Below are 15,235 nucleotides of genomic sequence, written 5' to 3' on the forward strand. Positions count from 1 at the left end.
AAGTCCTCCCGTTTTTGTTTGAATGTCGACGATTGACCCGGGATGCTTCACTTGATTTCCCACTGAAGCATGTCGGGATGTAACGCGTTGCCAGCTCAAGGGCCTTCCATTGGACCTACCATCCACCTTTGGACACCGCTTACGGAACACCGCCATGAACGACAGCCCGATCGAACTTGTCATCGCCGCGCGCCACGCCGACCTGGGCAATGGCCTCGTGGTGCGCCGCGTGCTGCCGTTTTCGAAGCGGCGCATGGTCGGGCCCTTCATCTTCCTCGACCACGCAGGGCCGCTGACCATCGCCGCCGACGCCGTGCGCGCCGCCGACGTGCGGCCGCATCCGCACATCGGCCTGTCGACGGTGAGCTATCTGCTCGGCGGCCAGATGACGCATCGCGACAGTCTGGGCGTCACGCAGGTGATCCGCCCGGGCGAGGTGAACTGGATGACGGCCGGGCGCGGCATTTCGCATTCGGAGCGCTTCGAGCACCCGGCGTCGTTCGCCGGCGGCGGCCTGGAACTGCTGCAGTCGTGGGTGGCGCTGCCGGAGGCCGACGAAGAGTGCGACCCGGCGTTCGACACCTATCCGGCCGACGCGCTGCCGGTGGCTGACGAGAACGGCGTCTGGATGCGCCTCATCGCGGGCGAGGCGTACGGCTTGCGCAGCCCGGTCAGGACGCATTCACCGCTGTTCTACGCGCATGCCGCGCTGCAGCCGGGCGCGCGTCTGGCGCTGCCTGACGCGCACGCCGAGCGGGCCCTCTATGTCGTGTCGGGCAGCATCGACATCGCCGGCCACACCTTCACCGCCGGCCAGATGGCCGTTTTCGCGCACGACGCCGACTGCACGCTGCAGGCGATCGAGCCTTCGACCGTCACGCTGCTCGGCGGTGAACCGGTCGGCCCGCGGCACATCTGGTGGAACTTCGTGTCGTCGCGCAAGGCGCGCATCGAACAGGCCAAGGCCGACTGGCAGGCCGGGCGTATCGCCTTGCCGCCGCACGACAATCAGGAATGGATTCCGCTGCCGGGGTGAAGTTGGAGTGGGGAGCCAGCTTGAGCTGAGGGGTGCTGGCTTTGGCTGTGGGATGCTGGCTCTGGCTGTGGGATGCTGGCTCTGGCTGTGGGAGGGGCGACTCCCCACAGGTGCCGCCCCCACAGCAGATGGAACCGGTTCAGCCCGGCACCAGCTTCCGGTTGGCTGCGCCGGGCAACATGCGCAGCGCGGGGCCGTTTGCCACAGTGTAGGTGCGGCTCTTCACCGTGCTGACATAGCGCCATTCGGCGCGGCAGGACTGCGCGGTGACGGTGACCAGCATGAAGCCGCGGCGCGCCGTGTCGGCGTACTGCAGCGGGCCGATGATCTGGGTCAGCCCGGCGGCCACGGCGAGCGGATTTTCGGCCGGGAAGTATTCTTCGAAGCCGGGCGAGGTGACCGACGACGTGGCGAATTCGACGCCGACGCGATTGCCGGCGAAATCGGTCAGATCGCTGGCCCAGGCGTTGTGCGTGTCGCCGGCCAGGACGACCAGATTCTTGTCCAGCGCGCGGGCAGTGCCGAGCAGGGTTTCGCGGGCGATGGCGTAACCGTCCCAGGCGTCGAGGTTGTACGGAATCGCCGGCTGCGCGAGCACGAATTGCTCCTGCGGCGTCAGCGTGGCGGGCGCGGTCTGCGCCTTGAACACGAGCGCGCTGTAGTCCGTGAAGCTGATCTGGCCCAGCACCAGCGGCGCCGGAATGTTCATGCGGCCCATCAGCACCTGCTGGCCGAGCATGTCCCACGTGGTGTCCGACTGCGCCAGTTGCAGGCCCAGCCAGTCGCCCTGTTCGGCGCCGAGCAGCGTGCGGTTCGGGTCGGTCAGATCGGCGGTGAAGCGCGCGGTGTCGAAGCCGCTGGTGCCGAAGTAATTCGCGTAATCCATCTGCTGGTCGCGACCGATGACGCGGGTGTCCAGCATGTGCAGCGACAGCAGGTTGCCGAAGCGGAAGCTGCGGTAGATGCGGTCCGGGCGCGCCGGATCCGGCAGGCGGGTCGGCATCCACTCGTGATACGCGCGGATGGCCGCGGCGCGACGATCGGCGAACGCACCCTCGACGCCTTCGGTGTGGTTTTCCGCGCCTTCGCGCCAGGTGTCGTTGGTGATTTCGTGGTCGTCCCACACCGCGATGACCGGCAGCGCGGCGTGCAGCGCCTGCAGATCGACGTCTGTGCGGTACTGCGCGTGACGGATGCGGTAGTCGTCCAGCGTGATGATTTCGTCGGCCGGCTCGGACACGCGGCCCAGCGCGGCGGCGTCCTGCGAGGCGTAACCGCTGCGCGCGTATTCGTAGATGTAGTCGCCCAGATGCACGGCCGCGTGCAGATCGTTCAGCTTCGCCACTTCGGCATATACGTTGAAGTAGCCGGCCGGGAAGTTGGAACAGGACAGCACGGCCAGCTTGATCTGGTCGATGGCGCCGGCCGGCAGCGTGCGCGTGCGCCCGGCCGGCGACAGCTGGCCGTCGGCGCGGAAGCGGTAGTGCAGGCGGGCATTCGCCGGCAGGCCCAGCACGTCGGCCTTCACCGTGTAGTCGATGTCGGCGCCGGTCAGCACGCGGCCGCGGCGGATGATGCGCGCGAAGGCGGCGTCGAGCGCCACTTCCCACAGCACGGCGACCGTGCCCGGACGGGTCGGCGTGACGCGGGTCCAGATGATGACGCGGTCGGTCAGCGGATCACCGCTCGCCACACCGTGCTGGAACAGGCTGCCGGGTGCGGCCAGCGCACTGGCCGAGCGGACGACGGCCGAACCGGCGAGCGCGCCGGCACCGACGCCGCGCATGAAGTCGCGGCGGGAAAACATATTGCTGGGCATGGGAGCACTCCGGGCGATGAATGGCCGCGAGTGTGGTGAGCGCCGGTGACACACCGATGACGGATTGTTGACGACAGCTTCAGCCAGGCGACACGCCGCTGTCACACGCGCGCTCTATCGTCGGCGGCAATCTCGTCACCTTCCGGAACACGCCCGATGAACAAAGTCCTGCTGGCGCTCTGCGCTGCCTTCTCGATCGCCCTGCCCGCCCACGCCGTCACGCTCGAAAGCGCCACACTGAACGGCAATCTGCTTGACGCGTCGTTCAGCACGCCGTCGCTGATCGCACTCGACATTTCGCTGCTGAACAGCGATCCGCTGAGCTTCAGCTTCGTGCTCGACGCCGACGACATCACGGCCGGCGGCGTCGATGTGAACGCCATCCTGCGCGACGTCAGCGGCTTCGGCATCGGATCCTTCACGCTGACGACCGGTGGCGCACCGATCTCGGTGGTGACCGGTTCGTTGCTCGCCACCACGGTGAACGGTGATCTGCTGTCCAGCGACTACTTCGCCGGCGCACCGGTGGCCGAGTTCTACTTCGGCAACCCCTTCCTCGAAGACGGCCTGGTCGACTGGCGCATCGGCTTCTCCGGCCTGTCCGCAGGCGACCGCTTCACCCTCGACCTCGCCACCACCCCCGCCGTGCCGGAGCCGCGCGAATGGATGCTGATGCTCGCCGGCATCGGTCTGATCGGCGTCAGCGCCGCGCGCAAGCTGGGCCGCTGAACAGCGCGAAACGATGCGGGAAAGGCCGCCTGACCCGCAAACTCGCCAATCCGTGTCGTCAACGCGTCGATCGCGGACGGGGTCCGCTCCTACGAAAGGCAACCCCGTCGCGCTTTCGTAGGAGCCATCCACGGCCGGCCTTGCATGGCCGGCCGGCTCTGCGGGCGGCGAGCGATGCTCGCCGAAACCCCCGCGCCGCCCCCGCAGGCGAATCCCGTCTCCGAAACAGCGACGTCGCGTGATCGACGCACCGATCGCGGAAAGGTCCGCTCCTACGAAGGGCAACCCCGTCCCGGTTTTCGTAGGAGCTTGCCCTGCAGGCGATCCCGGTCTTCGAAATACGACGTCGCGTGATCGACACGCGAATCGCGGACAGGGTCCGCTCCTGCGAAAAACATCGCCGATCTCGCGCAGGTAAAATATGCTTTATGGATGCTGAACTCACCGCATCAAAGCCGCCTTCGGATCGGTCGCCACTCCATCGCGGGGCAGGTCTATCACGTGACGATCGTGACCCGCGACCGCATTGCCTTCTTCGCTGATCTCCGGAATGCGCGCACAACGGTGCTGACGCTGCGCGCCGCGTCGGACCTCGGCGATGCGGAGACGCTGGCCTATGTGCTGATGCCGGAGCACCTGCATTGGTTGATGATGCTCGGACCACACCGACCCTTGCACCGCGTGGTGCATGCGTTCAAATCCGTCAGCGCCCACCGGGTCGGTCAACCTGTCTGGCAGCGCAGCTTCCACGACCACGCCCTGCGGTCCGACGAAGACTGCGTCGTCGCCGCGCGTTACATCATCGCCAACCCGGTGCGACGCGGTCTGGTCGAGCGAGTGGGCGACTATCCGCACTGGGACGCTGTCTGGCTTTAGTGGGCGCCGATCAGCCATCGCGGACAGGGTCCGCTCCTACGAAAAACGTCGACGTTGGCCGATGCCTTGCCGCTTTTCGTAGGGGCCTGCCCCGCAGGCGATCCAGCCCACAAACACGCGCCATCGCGTGATCACCGCGCAGATCGCAGCGTGTCGAGGACACCGCCGCTATCCCGCCATCAACCCCGGCCGAGCCACTGTTTCAACAAGGCCTTGGCCGGGGCGCTGACGCGGGGGGCGATGGCGATCTTCGCCTGATCGGCAGGGGCGGCGTCCAGGCGGACGCGGAATTTCATCAGTTCGTCGCGGCGGAAAGCGTTGATCTTGACCTCGTCGCCCGGCTGGCGGCGCTTGAGCAGGGCGTCGAGCGAACTGGCGGTGATGCGCAGGTTGTCGAGCGCGACGAGCACGTCGCCGGCTGACAAACCGGCGCGCTGGGCGGCGCCATGGTCGAGCACCTGGGTAAGCTTCACGGTGTCGCCTTCGTTGGCGGTCTTCGCGCCCAGCACCGGCGTGCTGCCAGCGGCCTCATAGCCGAGCTCGACGCCGACCGCGCGCAGCAGGTCGTCCAACGGCAGGTCTTCGGTGCCTTCGGTCGCCTCGGCGAAGAACTTCTTCAGCTTCAGCCCGCTGACCGCTTCGGCGGCGCGGCGCACGCCGTCTTCCGGCACGCCGATACCGGCCTGGCCGTGTTCGAGCCACAGGCGGCGCATCACGTCGTCGAGCGATACGGCGCCGCGCGTCTTGCTGCGCAGCGTGAGATCGAGCGCCAGCGCGACCAGCGCGCCCTTGGTGTAGTAGCTGACGATGGCATTCGGCGCGTTCTCGTCCTGCCGGTAGTACTTCACCCAGGCGTCGAACGACGAATCGGCGAGGCTCTGCTTGAGCCGGCCGCCGCCGCGCATCACCTGGGTGACCGTCTTGGCCAGCAGCTTGAAGTAGTCGTCCTGTGTGATGACGCCCGAGCGCACCAGCGCCAGATCGTCGTAGTACGAAGTGAAGCCTTCGAAGGCCCACAGCAGGCGCGTGTAGTTTTCGCGCGAGAGGTCATAGGGCTCGAACGCGGCCGGCTTGATGCGCTTGATGTTCCATGCGTGGAAATACTCGTGGCTGCACAGGCCGAGAAAGCCGCGATACGCGTCCGACATCGCGCTGGCGCCGGGCGCCGGCAGGTCGTTGCGCGAACACAGCAGCGCGGTGCTCGACCGGTGCTCCAGCCCGCCGTAGCCGTCGCCGACCGCCATGACCAGAAACACATAGCGCTCGAACGGCGCCGGCTCGCCGAACAGCCGGATCTGCCACTCGCAGATGCGGCGCAGGTCTTCGCACAGGCGCGCGGCGTCGATGTCGTGGTGGCCGGTGATCGCCACCTCGTGCGGCACGCCGCAAGCCTTGAAGGTGTGCAGCGCGAAGCTGCCCATTTCGACCGGATGATCGATCAGCTCGTCGTAACTCGCCGCGCGGTACAGCCCAAAGCCATGCCGCCTGGCACCGGCGCGCCCACCCGCCTCGGGCAGCGTCGTCGCCACCCGCCATTCCTTGTAGGTGCGCCCGGCCGGCGGACGGATGTCCACCTCGCATGGCTGCTGCTCGGCGCCCTGCACCATCAGGAACACGCTGGAGCCGTTGAAGAAGCCATGCGTGGTGTCGAGATGCGCAGCGCGCACCGAAAGATCCCACGCATACACCTCGTAGCGCACGCGCAGCACGCCTTCGCACGGCGCGGCTTGCCAGGTGTGCTTGTCGATCTTGGTCAGCGGCACCGCGCGAATGCCGTCGCGCGCCTCGATGCGCACGATGTGGCGCGCGAATTCGCGAATCATGTAACTGCCGGGAATCCAGGCCGGCAACGACAGCCGTTGGCCGTCGGGCGCCGGCCTGGCGATATCGATCTCGACCTCGAACAGGTGGGCTTCGGGATGGCTGGGCGTAATGCGGTAGCGGACGGCGCTCATGTCGGATGGCTGACGTGGAAACAGCTGCGATTTGACCACAGCGCCGGCCTGTCGCGTCACCGCAGCGCAGCGAATCCGATTCAACCCCGGTGCGGACCAGGTCCGCATCGTCCTACACGGGGTGTCGGCTGCACCGACATTCAACGCCGCGCACCCCGCTTACAGTGACACCACGGTTGAAGCACACGCCACCCCGATTCACTGCAAGGAGACTGTTCATGAACAACGCTATCGATCAACTGCCCGAACACCCGCAACGCCGCACCCTGATGACGCCGGCCTTCCGCCTCGCCACCGCCGCCGCCCTCGCGCTGACGCTCGCCGCCTGCGGTCAGCCCGAACAGGACGCGACCATCGGCCAGAAGCTCGACACCGCCATTGCCGCCACCGAAAAGAAGGCCGACGAACTGGGCGAACGCGCCGAAGCCACCGCCGACCGGGCGCAGGCCAATGCCGCAGAAGCGACGCGCGACGCACGCGTATCAGCCGGTGAAACCACTGCCCAGATGGGCGACTTCATCGACGACGCCGCCATCACGGCCGCCGTGTCGGCCCGCCTCGCCGGCGACCCGGACCTGAGCGCCATCAAGATCGACGTCGACACCCGCGACGGCAAGGTCACGCTGAGCGGCCCCGCACCGACCGAAGCCGCCCGCGCCCGCGCCGCCGAACTGGCCATTTCGGTCAAGGGCGTACAGGGCATCGACAACCAGCTGGTCGTGACCGCCGGCTGACACCGCGACAGATCGCCAGTCGTGCGCAGACCCGGCGGCACCGCCCCGGTCGCGGCCGAAACGACGTCCTGACCCACTTTCTTTCTCGAGGAGAGATGACATGCCGAACTTTCAGTCCCGCGGCCAGGCGGCCGCCACTCGAATCCGCACATCGCGTTTGCCGATCGCGCGCGGAGCCGGCGCCGTGCTGTTGGGTCTGATGCTCAGCGCCTGCGGACCGAAGGAAGAGGCAGTCACCCTCAGCGAACCCACGGTCGACAAGGAACTGGCGATCGTGCTGAATCAGACCGAACAGGTCGCTGAAGACATCAAGGCACAAGCCGGACGCGTTGCATACGAAGCCGACATCGACGCCGCGGCCGAACGCCGCGCCGCCATCCGGCGCGATGCGCAACTTGCCCGCGCCGACGCCGCGCGCGAAGCGGCAGAGGGCGACTCGTCGCCTCAGTCGCAGCCAGACTCGTCGCCTGAATTGCCGCCCGGCTCGTCGCCCGACCCGCAATCGGTCCCGATGGCCGCCAACGACCTGCCGCCCACCGCCGCAGGACAACCCGCCGACACCACCCCGCCCGTCGACGACGCCATCATCACCGCCCGCATCGAAGCATTGATCGAGAAGGACGCCGAACTGGCTGCACTCGACATCGACGTCGCCACCCTGGACGGCAAGGTCATCCTCAGCGGCACCGCCCCCTCCGAAGCCCTGCGCGCCCGCGCCGCCGAACTGGCCGTGACGATAGACGGGGTGATCGGAATCCTGAATCAGGTCATCGTGAAACCGGCCTGACCCAGGGCGGATGCGCTGAACGGCGCGATGACTCGATGACCAAGCGTTGAATGAAGGCCCGCCCAGAGCGGGCTTTTTCGCGTTCAGGTGGCCGCGGCGCAGGGACACGAGGTATATGCATATGAATTTTCCGAGTGCTGCGCCATCCGTACGCCCGCTTGCAACAAAGACTTCACGTCACCAAAGTAGAGGACAGGGGCATGAACAGGTAAAGTTCGAAGGGGGTGCTGCGGGCCAAGGAACAGGGGGAGCTTTCTGACGCCGGATTTCATTCGGAAGTTATGCAGCGCAGCGCAGCACACGCAGTTGATGGCGAAAGGGAAACGAATAGATGCGTGACAGTGAAATGGGGATGGATCGACTGTACATCCGTCAAAACTGTTGCAGAGATCAAAGTTAGGCATCGCATTGCGCGTCTTTGGGGAATAGCTTGAAACCACACATCACACTCCTCACGCTCGGAGTTGATGACCTCGAACGTTCAGTAGCGTTCTACCAAGGAGGTCTAGGCTTCAATACAGAGGGAATCATAGGCGCAGAGTTTGAAAAAGGAGCAGTTGCCTTCTTCAATCTACAAGCCGGCCTGAAGTTGGCTCTTTGGCCTCGCAGCAGCATTGCCGCAGATACTGGCCTCACAAGGAACCCGCCCTCCTCTACAGATTTCACCATTGGCCACAACGTAGGTTCGCAAGTCGAAGTAGATGAAGTCATGGACCAAGCCACCAAAGCTGGAGCCGCGATCGTCAAACCAGCCCAAGCCACGTTCTACGGTGGCTATGCCGGCTACTTCAAAGACCCGGACGGTCATATTTGGGAAGTCGTCTTCAATCCAACCATTTCCTCGCTGGGCTAGGGTCCGCAATGCATTCCTGCGAGACAGCGACGCCCAACATATGACAAGGCATTCAGTTCTTGACTCCACGTTGCATCGTCCGTCGATCACCTCGAGATTGTTCAGGCATTAGTGAATCTTGGCGCAAGCATTGACCATAGAAGCGGTACTTTTGGCGGAGCGTCCATTAACGACGCTTCGTCCAGAGGCCATCTCCAAATTGTTGAATATCTTTTGAGCCGGGGCGCCGAGCTTGCTTGACGTTAGCGAACCAGAAAGAAAACCACTGTTTGCAGCCGTCTATGGCGGGCATCTTGAGATAGTTGAGTGCCTTCTTCACTCCGGCATCGATCACAAAATCAAATACACCGGCAAGACCATGGAAAATACGGGGGCGCGCGAGTTTGCGCTGGAGCGAGGCCAACGAGACATCGCTACGATTCGTGAAAAATGGGAGAAAGAAAATGCATAGCCTAAAGGAGCCCTATCCGGCGCTCAGGCTCGCTCCCTTCGGTCGCTGAACGCTGCGCGATAAAGCACCGCGCAGGATCCTTTGATCAGTGCGACAAAAGCAAAGCCGAGATCGCCTGAATGGAACTCCCACCTCAAACCCATGAAGGAAACTGGATGCATTGGAAAAGACTTCGTACAGCGGCAATTCTCGCCGCGTGCTCAGCAGGGCTCATTGCATGCACCACAAAAAATCCTGTCAAGACAACTGATTATGGAACCGCGGGGATTGGCTCCATCAATGTCGATCAGAGACGTGCCTTCCTCAATTGCCACCTGGCAGGCGATTCGGCGACAAAGATCGTGGAGTTGCGTGCCGAAGGCAAAAGCGACGAGCAAATCATAAAGCACTACACAGCGATCAGCGACACGGGTTGGCTTCGGTTGATTTACGATCTGCTGCCGATTGTCGCCGAGGATAATCCACAAGCAGGTAATCGAATCGAGTATGGACGTGAGTTGTATGGCAGATGTCTGGGCGATCAGTTCGAACCCGAGGCAGCGCACATCGCAACCCTTTGTTACCAGCAGAGCCAGTTTTTGCTGATCGCTTTCAGTTATCGGGACTCTGGCGAGCCAATGGAATCCGTTTATACAAAGATGGGGGCTAGTGGGAGAGCAAAATTGATTACCGACGGATTGCTGTTGCGTGCAAAAGAGGTCAGCAAACTACAGGAATCCAAGTTTCGGCTGGAGACGTATTACGGATGCCTGGGACATCCAGACAAGACGCCAATTTAGAGAGGATGGTTATAAATCATGGTCTTGTTGTTTGTTCTTTGAGCTCTAAATCCATTACCGAAAAAATTGGGCACGTGCCGATTTTTTTTCAAGCACTTCCTTTCGACCGGAAAGAGCAAAGGTAGGGAATAGACCACGGTTTCTACACTCCGAGCACGCCGTATCTATTCCCATCTCCTTCCTCCAGGCTATTGCTATTCGAGCGACTTTTCCCCCGTCGGCACCGGAGCCGCTTCATCCGGCGCCTTCGGCGTGTCCGAGTTGTGATGCACCTTGTGCGTCTTTTTCCCCGGCTGCGGCGTCTTGTCGGCGTCGGGGGCGATGTCTTCGCCGTGTTTCTTCTTTTCCTGGCGCACCTTCTTGTCGTGCGCAATATCGCGTGGGTCTGTCATCGCCTGTTTCCTTCGCTGGTTGATGGGCTTCCTCACCGGCCACGCGTGCCATCCGTGCGGCACCGCCGGCTGTCGCACAACGAACACCGCCCGACCTGCGCCCACTGCACCGTGAGCTCACTGCCTGGCGGGCGGTTCATCGCGTCGATGAGGCGCTGTGTGGATGCTGGGCGCAGGCGGGCCGACTGTCTGTCGGCTGGCGCACAAGGGCGATGGGTGGGCGGGCGATACCCCACTCGATGCAAAACGGGGCACCCCGGCCGTTGCCGGGGTGCCCCGCCAAGAGTGCGCGGCATGACGACGCCGCTTATCTGACCTTGGCACGCATCGCGTCTTCTTCCTTTTCGATCCACAGCTTGAGCGTTTCGACGTGCTCGGTTTCTTCGCGCACGAACTCCTTGGCGACCTTGCGGATGTCCGGGTCTTCGGTGGTGTTCGCGACGGCGTCGTAGAACTCGAAGCCGCGACGTTCGCCCTGCAGTGCGGCCTTCAGTCCGTCCAGCCGCGTCAGTGCCGGGGCGCCGGCCCACAGCGCAGTCATTTCCGGCGACGAGTTGTCCGGCCAGGACGAACTGGCGGGCAGTTGCACGGCGACGTCGTAGCGGGCGCACTTGGCCTTGGCTTCTTCGAGATGCATGCGCGAGTACCTGGCCAGCTGGGTGAACAGCGAGGCGACATCGGCGTTGCCGCAGGCGGCCATCGATTCGGCGAGCGGGTCGTAATGCACCACCGCATCGTTTTCGACCTTCACCGAATAGCTCAGGAACTCGTCCAGCGAGCGGATCTGCACGCCGCCCTTGTAGATCGCGGCGGCAATCGAGAGCGCCAGGCCCTTGCCGGGGATCGTCGTATCTCCTTCAAACGACACAATGATGTCTTCGTTGCGGACGAAGCACTGGCAGGCCAGCCGATGCTGCGGCGGCATGTCGTTGACTTCGGCGTCCATGATTTCTTCCTTGCTGATCTTGCCCATCTGGCGCAGCACTTCCTTTTCCTTCTCGGTCAGCGCAACGCCATAGCGCACGCGCTTGTCGATGTGACTGACCTCGACGATGCAGGACGCGCAGTCGCCGTCCTGACGGTCGAACGGGATCGGGATCTTGTGCGATTTGGCGAAGGCGAGCAGCGTGCCGCGGTCGCCTGCGACGGCATAGACGGTGATGTCGCACGGCATGGCCGGCGAGGTAAATGTAACGTTTGCCACGTGAGTACTCCTGTTTGAGGGGTGGAACCCTCGAACCGCAGGAAGCGTGCCGCCGCCGGGCCGCGACGTTGGCGAGGATCAAGCGGACGGCATTCAGTTCGAACAGGAATGGAGAGCGCGGCCGCAATCGCGGACTTCGCCGGTCTTGCTGCGGCGGGCGGGCTCGCCGCTGCGCCGTGTTCAATGCCGGGGCACGTCAGGCGTCGTAGCGGGCTCGCCCCGACCTTTCAGATCAGCGCCAGCTGTGCCGCCCCGCCGCGCGGCGCCGGCTCGGCGGACAGCCACTGAGCCGGGTACTGGCGCATCCAGCCGAGCGCGCGCTCGGGCGGCGTGGCGAGCCAGTCGGCGTAGTCGTCGGGATCGAGGATGACGACCATGCGTTTCTCGTCTTCGGGCTTGTGCATGTGCTGCATGATGGGGTGACCGGCGGCGCTGATCGTCAGCATCGAAAACGAGTACTGCACGCCGTCGCCGATCGGTCGCGATTCCCACAGCCCGGCGATGCCGAGCGGCGCGCCGTCGCGGTGAGTGATGCGCCAGCGTACCGCGCGACCACTGTCGTAACAGGGCTCGAAGATGCCGTCGGCCAGGATGATGCAGAACTGCCCCTGCTTCCAGGCGTTGCGAAAACTCGGCTTCGTCGCCGCCGTTTCGCTGCGCGCGTTGTAGGTGCTGCGTACCAGCTCGGGCCTGGCCCAGTGCGGCAGCAGGCCGAAGGTGGCGAGCACACCGTCGTCGCGCGGCTCGTTGGTGCGGATCGGCGCAACATGACCCGGAAAGGCTTCGGGCTTGAATTCGCCCGGCGGGTAGACGGCCTTGATGGCACGGTCCCAGGCGGCTTGTCGGGCGGGGGTGAAGTTTGCACACATGGCTTGCGCCCGCTACGCCTTCGGCACGGCCGGCTCGGGCTCTTCGGGCCTGAACCTGATTTCACACCGCTCGCGAATGCCCTGCATCGTTCCGCCTTCCCCGTCCATGATCATCGTCGCGCATCTTTACAGGCAACGCGTCACATACAGTCTGCCCTTCAGGCTCGGGTGACCCGATATCGCCGCCGACAATCAAGCAGCGCGCGTGACCCACGCATCTGACAGGCCGGCGACCTTTGTGTGCGTGCAGGGTATGCGTTTCCAATCCGAGCCAATCTGGATCAAGCGACACATCGCGTCGCCGCGGACGAAAGACTGACCTCAGCCCTCAGCGCGCCGCCCGAAACCCTGAGCATCGATGCCGAACCAGGACAGGCGTCCATTCGTCCACGATGCAGTCGTCGTCCTGCCGGTCGCTGGTTTGCCGGTGATGGCGCGGGCAGGGCAGCGCGGCCGGATTGAGCACGGAAAAGTGCTTGCCTTCCGGCCACCGGACCGGCTGCGCCTGAGGCGCCCGGGTGACCTTAGCGGTGCAGCACCGCCCGCCCGTCACGAATTGATGCGGAACCGGCTGACGGCCCCTTCGAGTGCTCCGGCCAGCCGGCTCAATTCTTCGGCGCGCTGCAGAGAATCGCTGGTCGCTTCTCGCGTTTCGTCGCTCATTTGCGCAATCTTCTCTATACCCTGGGCAATATCGGTGCTTGCCTGTCGCTGCTCGCCAAGTGCGAGGCTGATCGAGCCGACCGCCTCCTTCACGAGCCGCGCACCGTTCTCCAGTTCCGAAACGGCATCCCGTGCCAATTCTGCGCTTTGCGTGCCATGGATCGCGAGATCGCGGCCATCTTCGATTGCGCCGATCGCCAGCCGTGCGTTGGCCTGCACGCGCTGAATCATGTCATTGATCTGGTGGGTCGATTGGCTTGTGCGCTCGGCCAGCTTGCGTACTTCATCCGCCACCACCGCAAAACCCCGCCCCTGTTCGCCCGCACGGGCGGCCTCGATTGCCGCGTTGAGCGCAAGCAGATTGGTCTGTTCGGCGATTTCCTGGATCACCTTTGCGATGCTGGAAATGCTCTCCGCGCTGGTACCCAGCTCACTCACGACCGCCGCTGAAGAAGCCATGCGTTCGGAAACACGACCGATGACGCCGACCGCCTGATGGATGACAGTGACGCTCGAGCGCACCTCTTCGGCGGCGCAACTGCTCAACCGATCAGCATCGCTTGCATGATCGGCAACCATGGAGATACTGGTACTCATTTCCTCGACCGAGGCGGCAATGGTCTGTGCGGCGTCGCTCTGCGACATTGATGCCTCAGCTACCCTGCGCTCGTTGTTACGCAGGACATCCGCTGCCCCGACGAGCCGGTCGGCATCGGCGCGTATCGAACGGATGCTGTCCTGCAGGCCGGCCTGCATGCTTTCCATGGCAGCGAGCAGACTGCCTTTGTCATTTGGCCCGACGACAATGGTCTGCTGCAGATCGCCATCTGCGATCCGGCGCGCCACGGCTGCTGCATAGGCGGGTTCGCCGCCGAGCTGACGCAGCACACCGCGTACCACGAGTACCGACGCAAGCACGCACATCAGCAGCGCCACCGCACCGAGCAAGGCAACGATGAGGCGGCTGCGGTCAAGCGCAGCTTCCGATTCGGCGCGCATGGTTGCGGCGACTTTTTCGAGATGTTCGATCTGCTTCAACAGTTCTCCGCGCGTCTCGCGCCATGCAGGTGTTTCGTTGCTCACCAGCAAGGCCTGCGCAGCGACCGTGTCGCCGGTCCGTACGAGATCAACCACCTTTGCCTGCTGCGGAGCCCAGCGCTGCACCGCTGCGGCGATCCGCTCGGCCGCCGCAGCGCCGCCGTCCAGCGTCTCGGCCTGTGCGGCGATGCGCGGCAGGGTTTCGTCGAACAGCTTCTTCGCCTGCGCCAGGTTGTCGTATGCCTTCTTGTTTTCCGGGTCGAGCAGAATGTTGCGCAGCGCCTGGCCCATTTGCAGGCCTTGAGCGTATGCCCGTGTCACGTCGCGCTCGGCAGCGAGTTCATTGTCGATGAAGCCGGTCAAGCGTTCGCCTCCCGCCTGCATCTGCCACAGCGCGCCGGCCAGCGCGACGACAAAAAGACCGCAGCTGACCACAGCAAGCAACGTCAGTTGCCCGCGTACTGTCATGGTGGAATTCAGTTTCATGGGAGGCCTTGGAAGCAGTGAACAGTTATTGTTGAATGGAAATCGAATGGTCAATTTTCGATATCGGCGGTCAGTTCAAGAACTTGAACTCCGTTGCGAACTGGCGTTGCTGGACGAGGGGCAGGCCTCCAGTTGCGATGCGTGCGCCGGGATGCTGGCGTCAGACCGCTAAGGACACCGCGGGAACTGATCGATACGGTTGCGGCCCGATGCGACGATGTTTTGCGCTTCATCGGCGATCCGCATGTCTTGCATCGATCTGCCAGCAAGCCGCCGTGAAATGCACGAAGGCATCCTGCACATGGGGCCGAAAGGCCTCATGCAGAGTTTCGACCACCCGTGCACGGAGGGCCATATCGACCTATTGCAGTGCAATTCCAACCGTGCCGAGCACGGTGAAACAGCGTTCGAGATCGGCCGTCGGCAGCGTACATTCGACATACAGAGGCGGGATGTCGACTTCCTGCCAGCCGCTGCGCTCCAGCGCTTCGCTCACATGAGTACGATCCGCGAAGGCGACCTGGCCGGGCGGCGTACCGGCAGTGCGGGCAACAACGATGTGGC

General features: G+C 64.0%; 15 protein-coding genes and 1 pseudogene. 8 read left to right on the plus strand and 8 right to left on the minus strand.

Going from position 1 to position 15,235, the window contains the following annotated elements; all coding sequences use genetic code 11:
* Positions 1–154: 154 nt before the first annotated feature.
* A complete protein-coding gene (locus tag ACTIFF_RS12115) occupies positions 155–1,036 on the plus strand; it encodes a pirin family protein (protein WP_439537057.1) in 882 nt (293 codons plus the stop codon).
* Between the two features lie 139 nt (positions 1,037–1,175).
* Here the strand turns inward: ACTIFF_RS12115 and ACTIFF_RS12120 are convergent, their stop codons facing one another.
* A complete protein-coding gene (locus tag ACTIFF_RS12120) occupies positions 1,176–2,855 on the minus strand; it encodes an alkaline phosphatase D family protein (protein WP_439537058.1) in 1,680 nt (559 codons plus the stop codon).
* A gap of 156 nt (positions 2,856–3,011) precedes the next feature.
* Between ACTIFF_RS12120 and ACTIFF_RS12125 the strand changes: the two genes are divergently transcribed.
* Together ACTIFF_RS12125 and ACTIFF_RS12130 are read left to right on the plus strand one after the other, a co-directional pair.
* The gene (locus ACTIFF_RS12125; protein ID WP_439537059.1) at positions 3,012–3,584 is read left to right on the plus strand and encodes a hypothetical protein; all 573 of its coding nucleotides are present in this window, start codon (positions 3,012–3,014) and stop codon (positions 3,582–3,584) included.
* A 432-nt stretch (positions 3,585–4,016) separates the two neighbouring features.
* Entirely contained in the window at positions 4,017–4,460 is a 444-nt protein-coding gene (locus ACTIFF_RS12130) for an REP-associated tyrosine transposase (protein ID WP_439537060.1), read from the plus strand.
* Between the two features lie 179 nt (positions 4,461–4,639).
* Here the strand turns inward: ACTIFF_RS12130 and ACTIFF_RS12135 are convergent, their stop codons facing one another.
* Positions 4,640–6,415, minus strand: a complete 1,776-nt coding sequence (locus tag ACTIFF_RS12135; RefSeq protein ID WP_439537061.1) for a M61 family metallopeptidase — start codon at positions 6,413–6,415, stop codon at positions 4,640–4,642.
* 218 nt (positions 6,416–6,633) lie between these two features.
* On the opposite strand from ACTIFF_RS12135, the gene ACTIFF_RS12140 reads away from it, so the two are divergent.
* The 4 genes and pseudogenes from ACTIFF_RS12140 to ACTIFF_RS12155 all read left to right on the plus strand — a co-directional run.
* Positions 6,634–7,149 carry a BON domain-containing protein gene (locus ACTIFF_RS12140; protein WP_439537062.1) on the plus strand — a complete coding sequence of 172 codons (516 nt, stop codon included), beginning with the start codon at positions 6,634–6,636 and terminating at the stop codon, positions 7,147–7,149.
* A 100-nt stretch (positions 7,150–7,249) separates the two neighbouring features.
* On the plus strand, positions 7,250–7,936 hold the full coding sequence (locus ACTIFF_RS12145) for a BON domain-containing protein (RefSeq protein ID WP_439537063.1): 687 nt from the start codon (positions 7,250–7,252) through the stop codon (positions 7,934–7,936).
* A gap of 430 nt (positions 7,937–8,366) precedes the next feature.
* Positions 8,367–8,789 (plus strand): VOC family protein, encoded by a 423-nt coding sequence (locus tag ACTIFF_RS12150; protein ID WP_439537064.1) that lies wholly within the window; start codon positions 8,367–8,369, stop codon positions 8,787–8,789.
* A 75-nt stretch (positions 8,790–8,864) separates the two neighbouring features.
* Positions 8,865–9,029, plus strand: a pseudogene (locus tag ACTIFF_RS12155) (ankyrin repeat domain-containing protein); the annotation flags it as partial.
* Here the strand turns inward: ACTIFF_RS12155 and ACTIFF_RS12160 are convergent.
* Entirely contained in the window at positions 8,956–9,192 is a 237-nt protein-coding gene (locus ACTIFF_RS12160; RefSeq protein ID WP_439537065.1) for a hypothetical protein, read from the minus strand. The pseudogene ACTIFF_RS12155 and the gene ACTIFF_RS12160 sit on opposite strands and share 74 nt — an antisense overlap.
* Before the next feature lie 167 nt (positions 9,193–9,359).
* Here ACTIFF_RS12160 and ACTIFF_RS12165 point away from each other — a divergent pair, with 167 nt between their 5' ends.
* Positions 9,360–10,019: a hypothetical protein gene (locus tag ACTIFF_RS12165; protein ID WP_439537066.1), complete on the plus strand. Its 660-nt coding sequence runs from the start codon at positions 9,360–9,362 to the stop codon at positions 10,017–10,019.
* A gap of 194 nt (positions 10,020–10,213) precedes the next feature.
* Here ACTIFF_RS12165 and ACTIFF_RS12170 read toward each other — a convergent pair whose 3' ends face one another.
* The 5 genes from ACTIFF_RS12170 to ACTIFF_RS12190 all read right to left on the minus strand — a co-directional run bounded on the left by ACTIFF_RS12170 (position 10,214) and on the right by ACTIFF_RS12190 (position 15,167).
* Positions 10,214–10,411, minus strand: coding sequence for a hypothetical protein (locus ACTIFF_RS12170; RefSeq protein ID WP_069037823.1), 198 nt, complete (start codon positions 10,409–10,411; stop codon positions 10,214–10,216).
* 307 nt (positions 10,412–10,718) lie between these two features.
* Positions 10,719–11,615, minus strand: a complete 897-nt coding sequence (locus ACTIFF_RS12175) for a ferredoxin (protein WP_439537067.1) — start codon at positions 11,613–11,615, stop codon at positions 10,719–10,721.
* A 227-nt stretch (positions 11,616–11,842) separates the two neighbouring features.
* Entirely contained in the window at positions 11,843–12,484 is a 642-nt protein-coding gene (locus ACTIFF_RS12180) for an SOS response-associated peptidase (RefSeq protein WP_439537068.1), read from the minus strand.
* A gap of 549 nt (positions 12,485–13,033) precedes the next feature.
* Positions 13,034–14,725, minus strand: coding sequence for a methyl-accepting chemotaxis protein (locus tag ACTIFF_RS12185; protein WP_439537069.1), 1,692 nt, complete (start codon positions 14,723–14,725; stop codon positions 13,034–13,036).
* Between the two features lie 307 nt (positions 14,726–15,032).
* Entirely contained in the window at positions 15,033–15,167 is a 135-nt protein-coding gene (locus tag ACTIFF_RS12190) for a hypothetical protein (protein ID WP_439537070.1), read from the minus strand.
* Positions 15,168–15,235 lie beyond the last annotated feature (68 nt).

It is taken from the genome of Methyloversatilis sp., from assembly GCF_051861465.1.
GTDB lineage: Bacteria > Pseudomonadota > Gammaproteobacteria > Burkholderiales > Rhodocyclaceae > Methyloversatilis.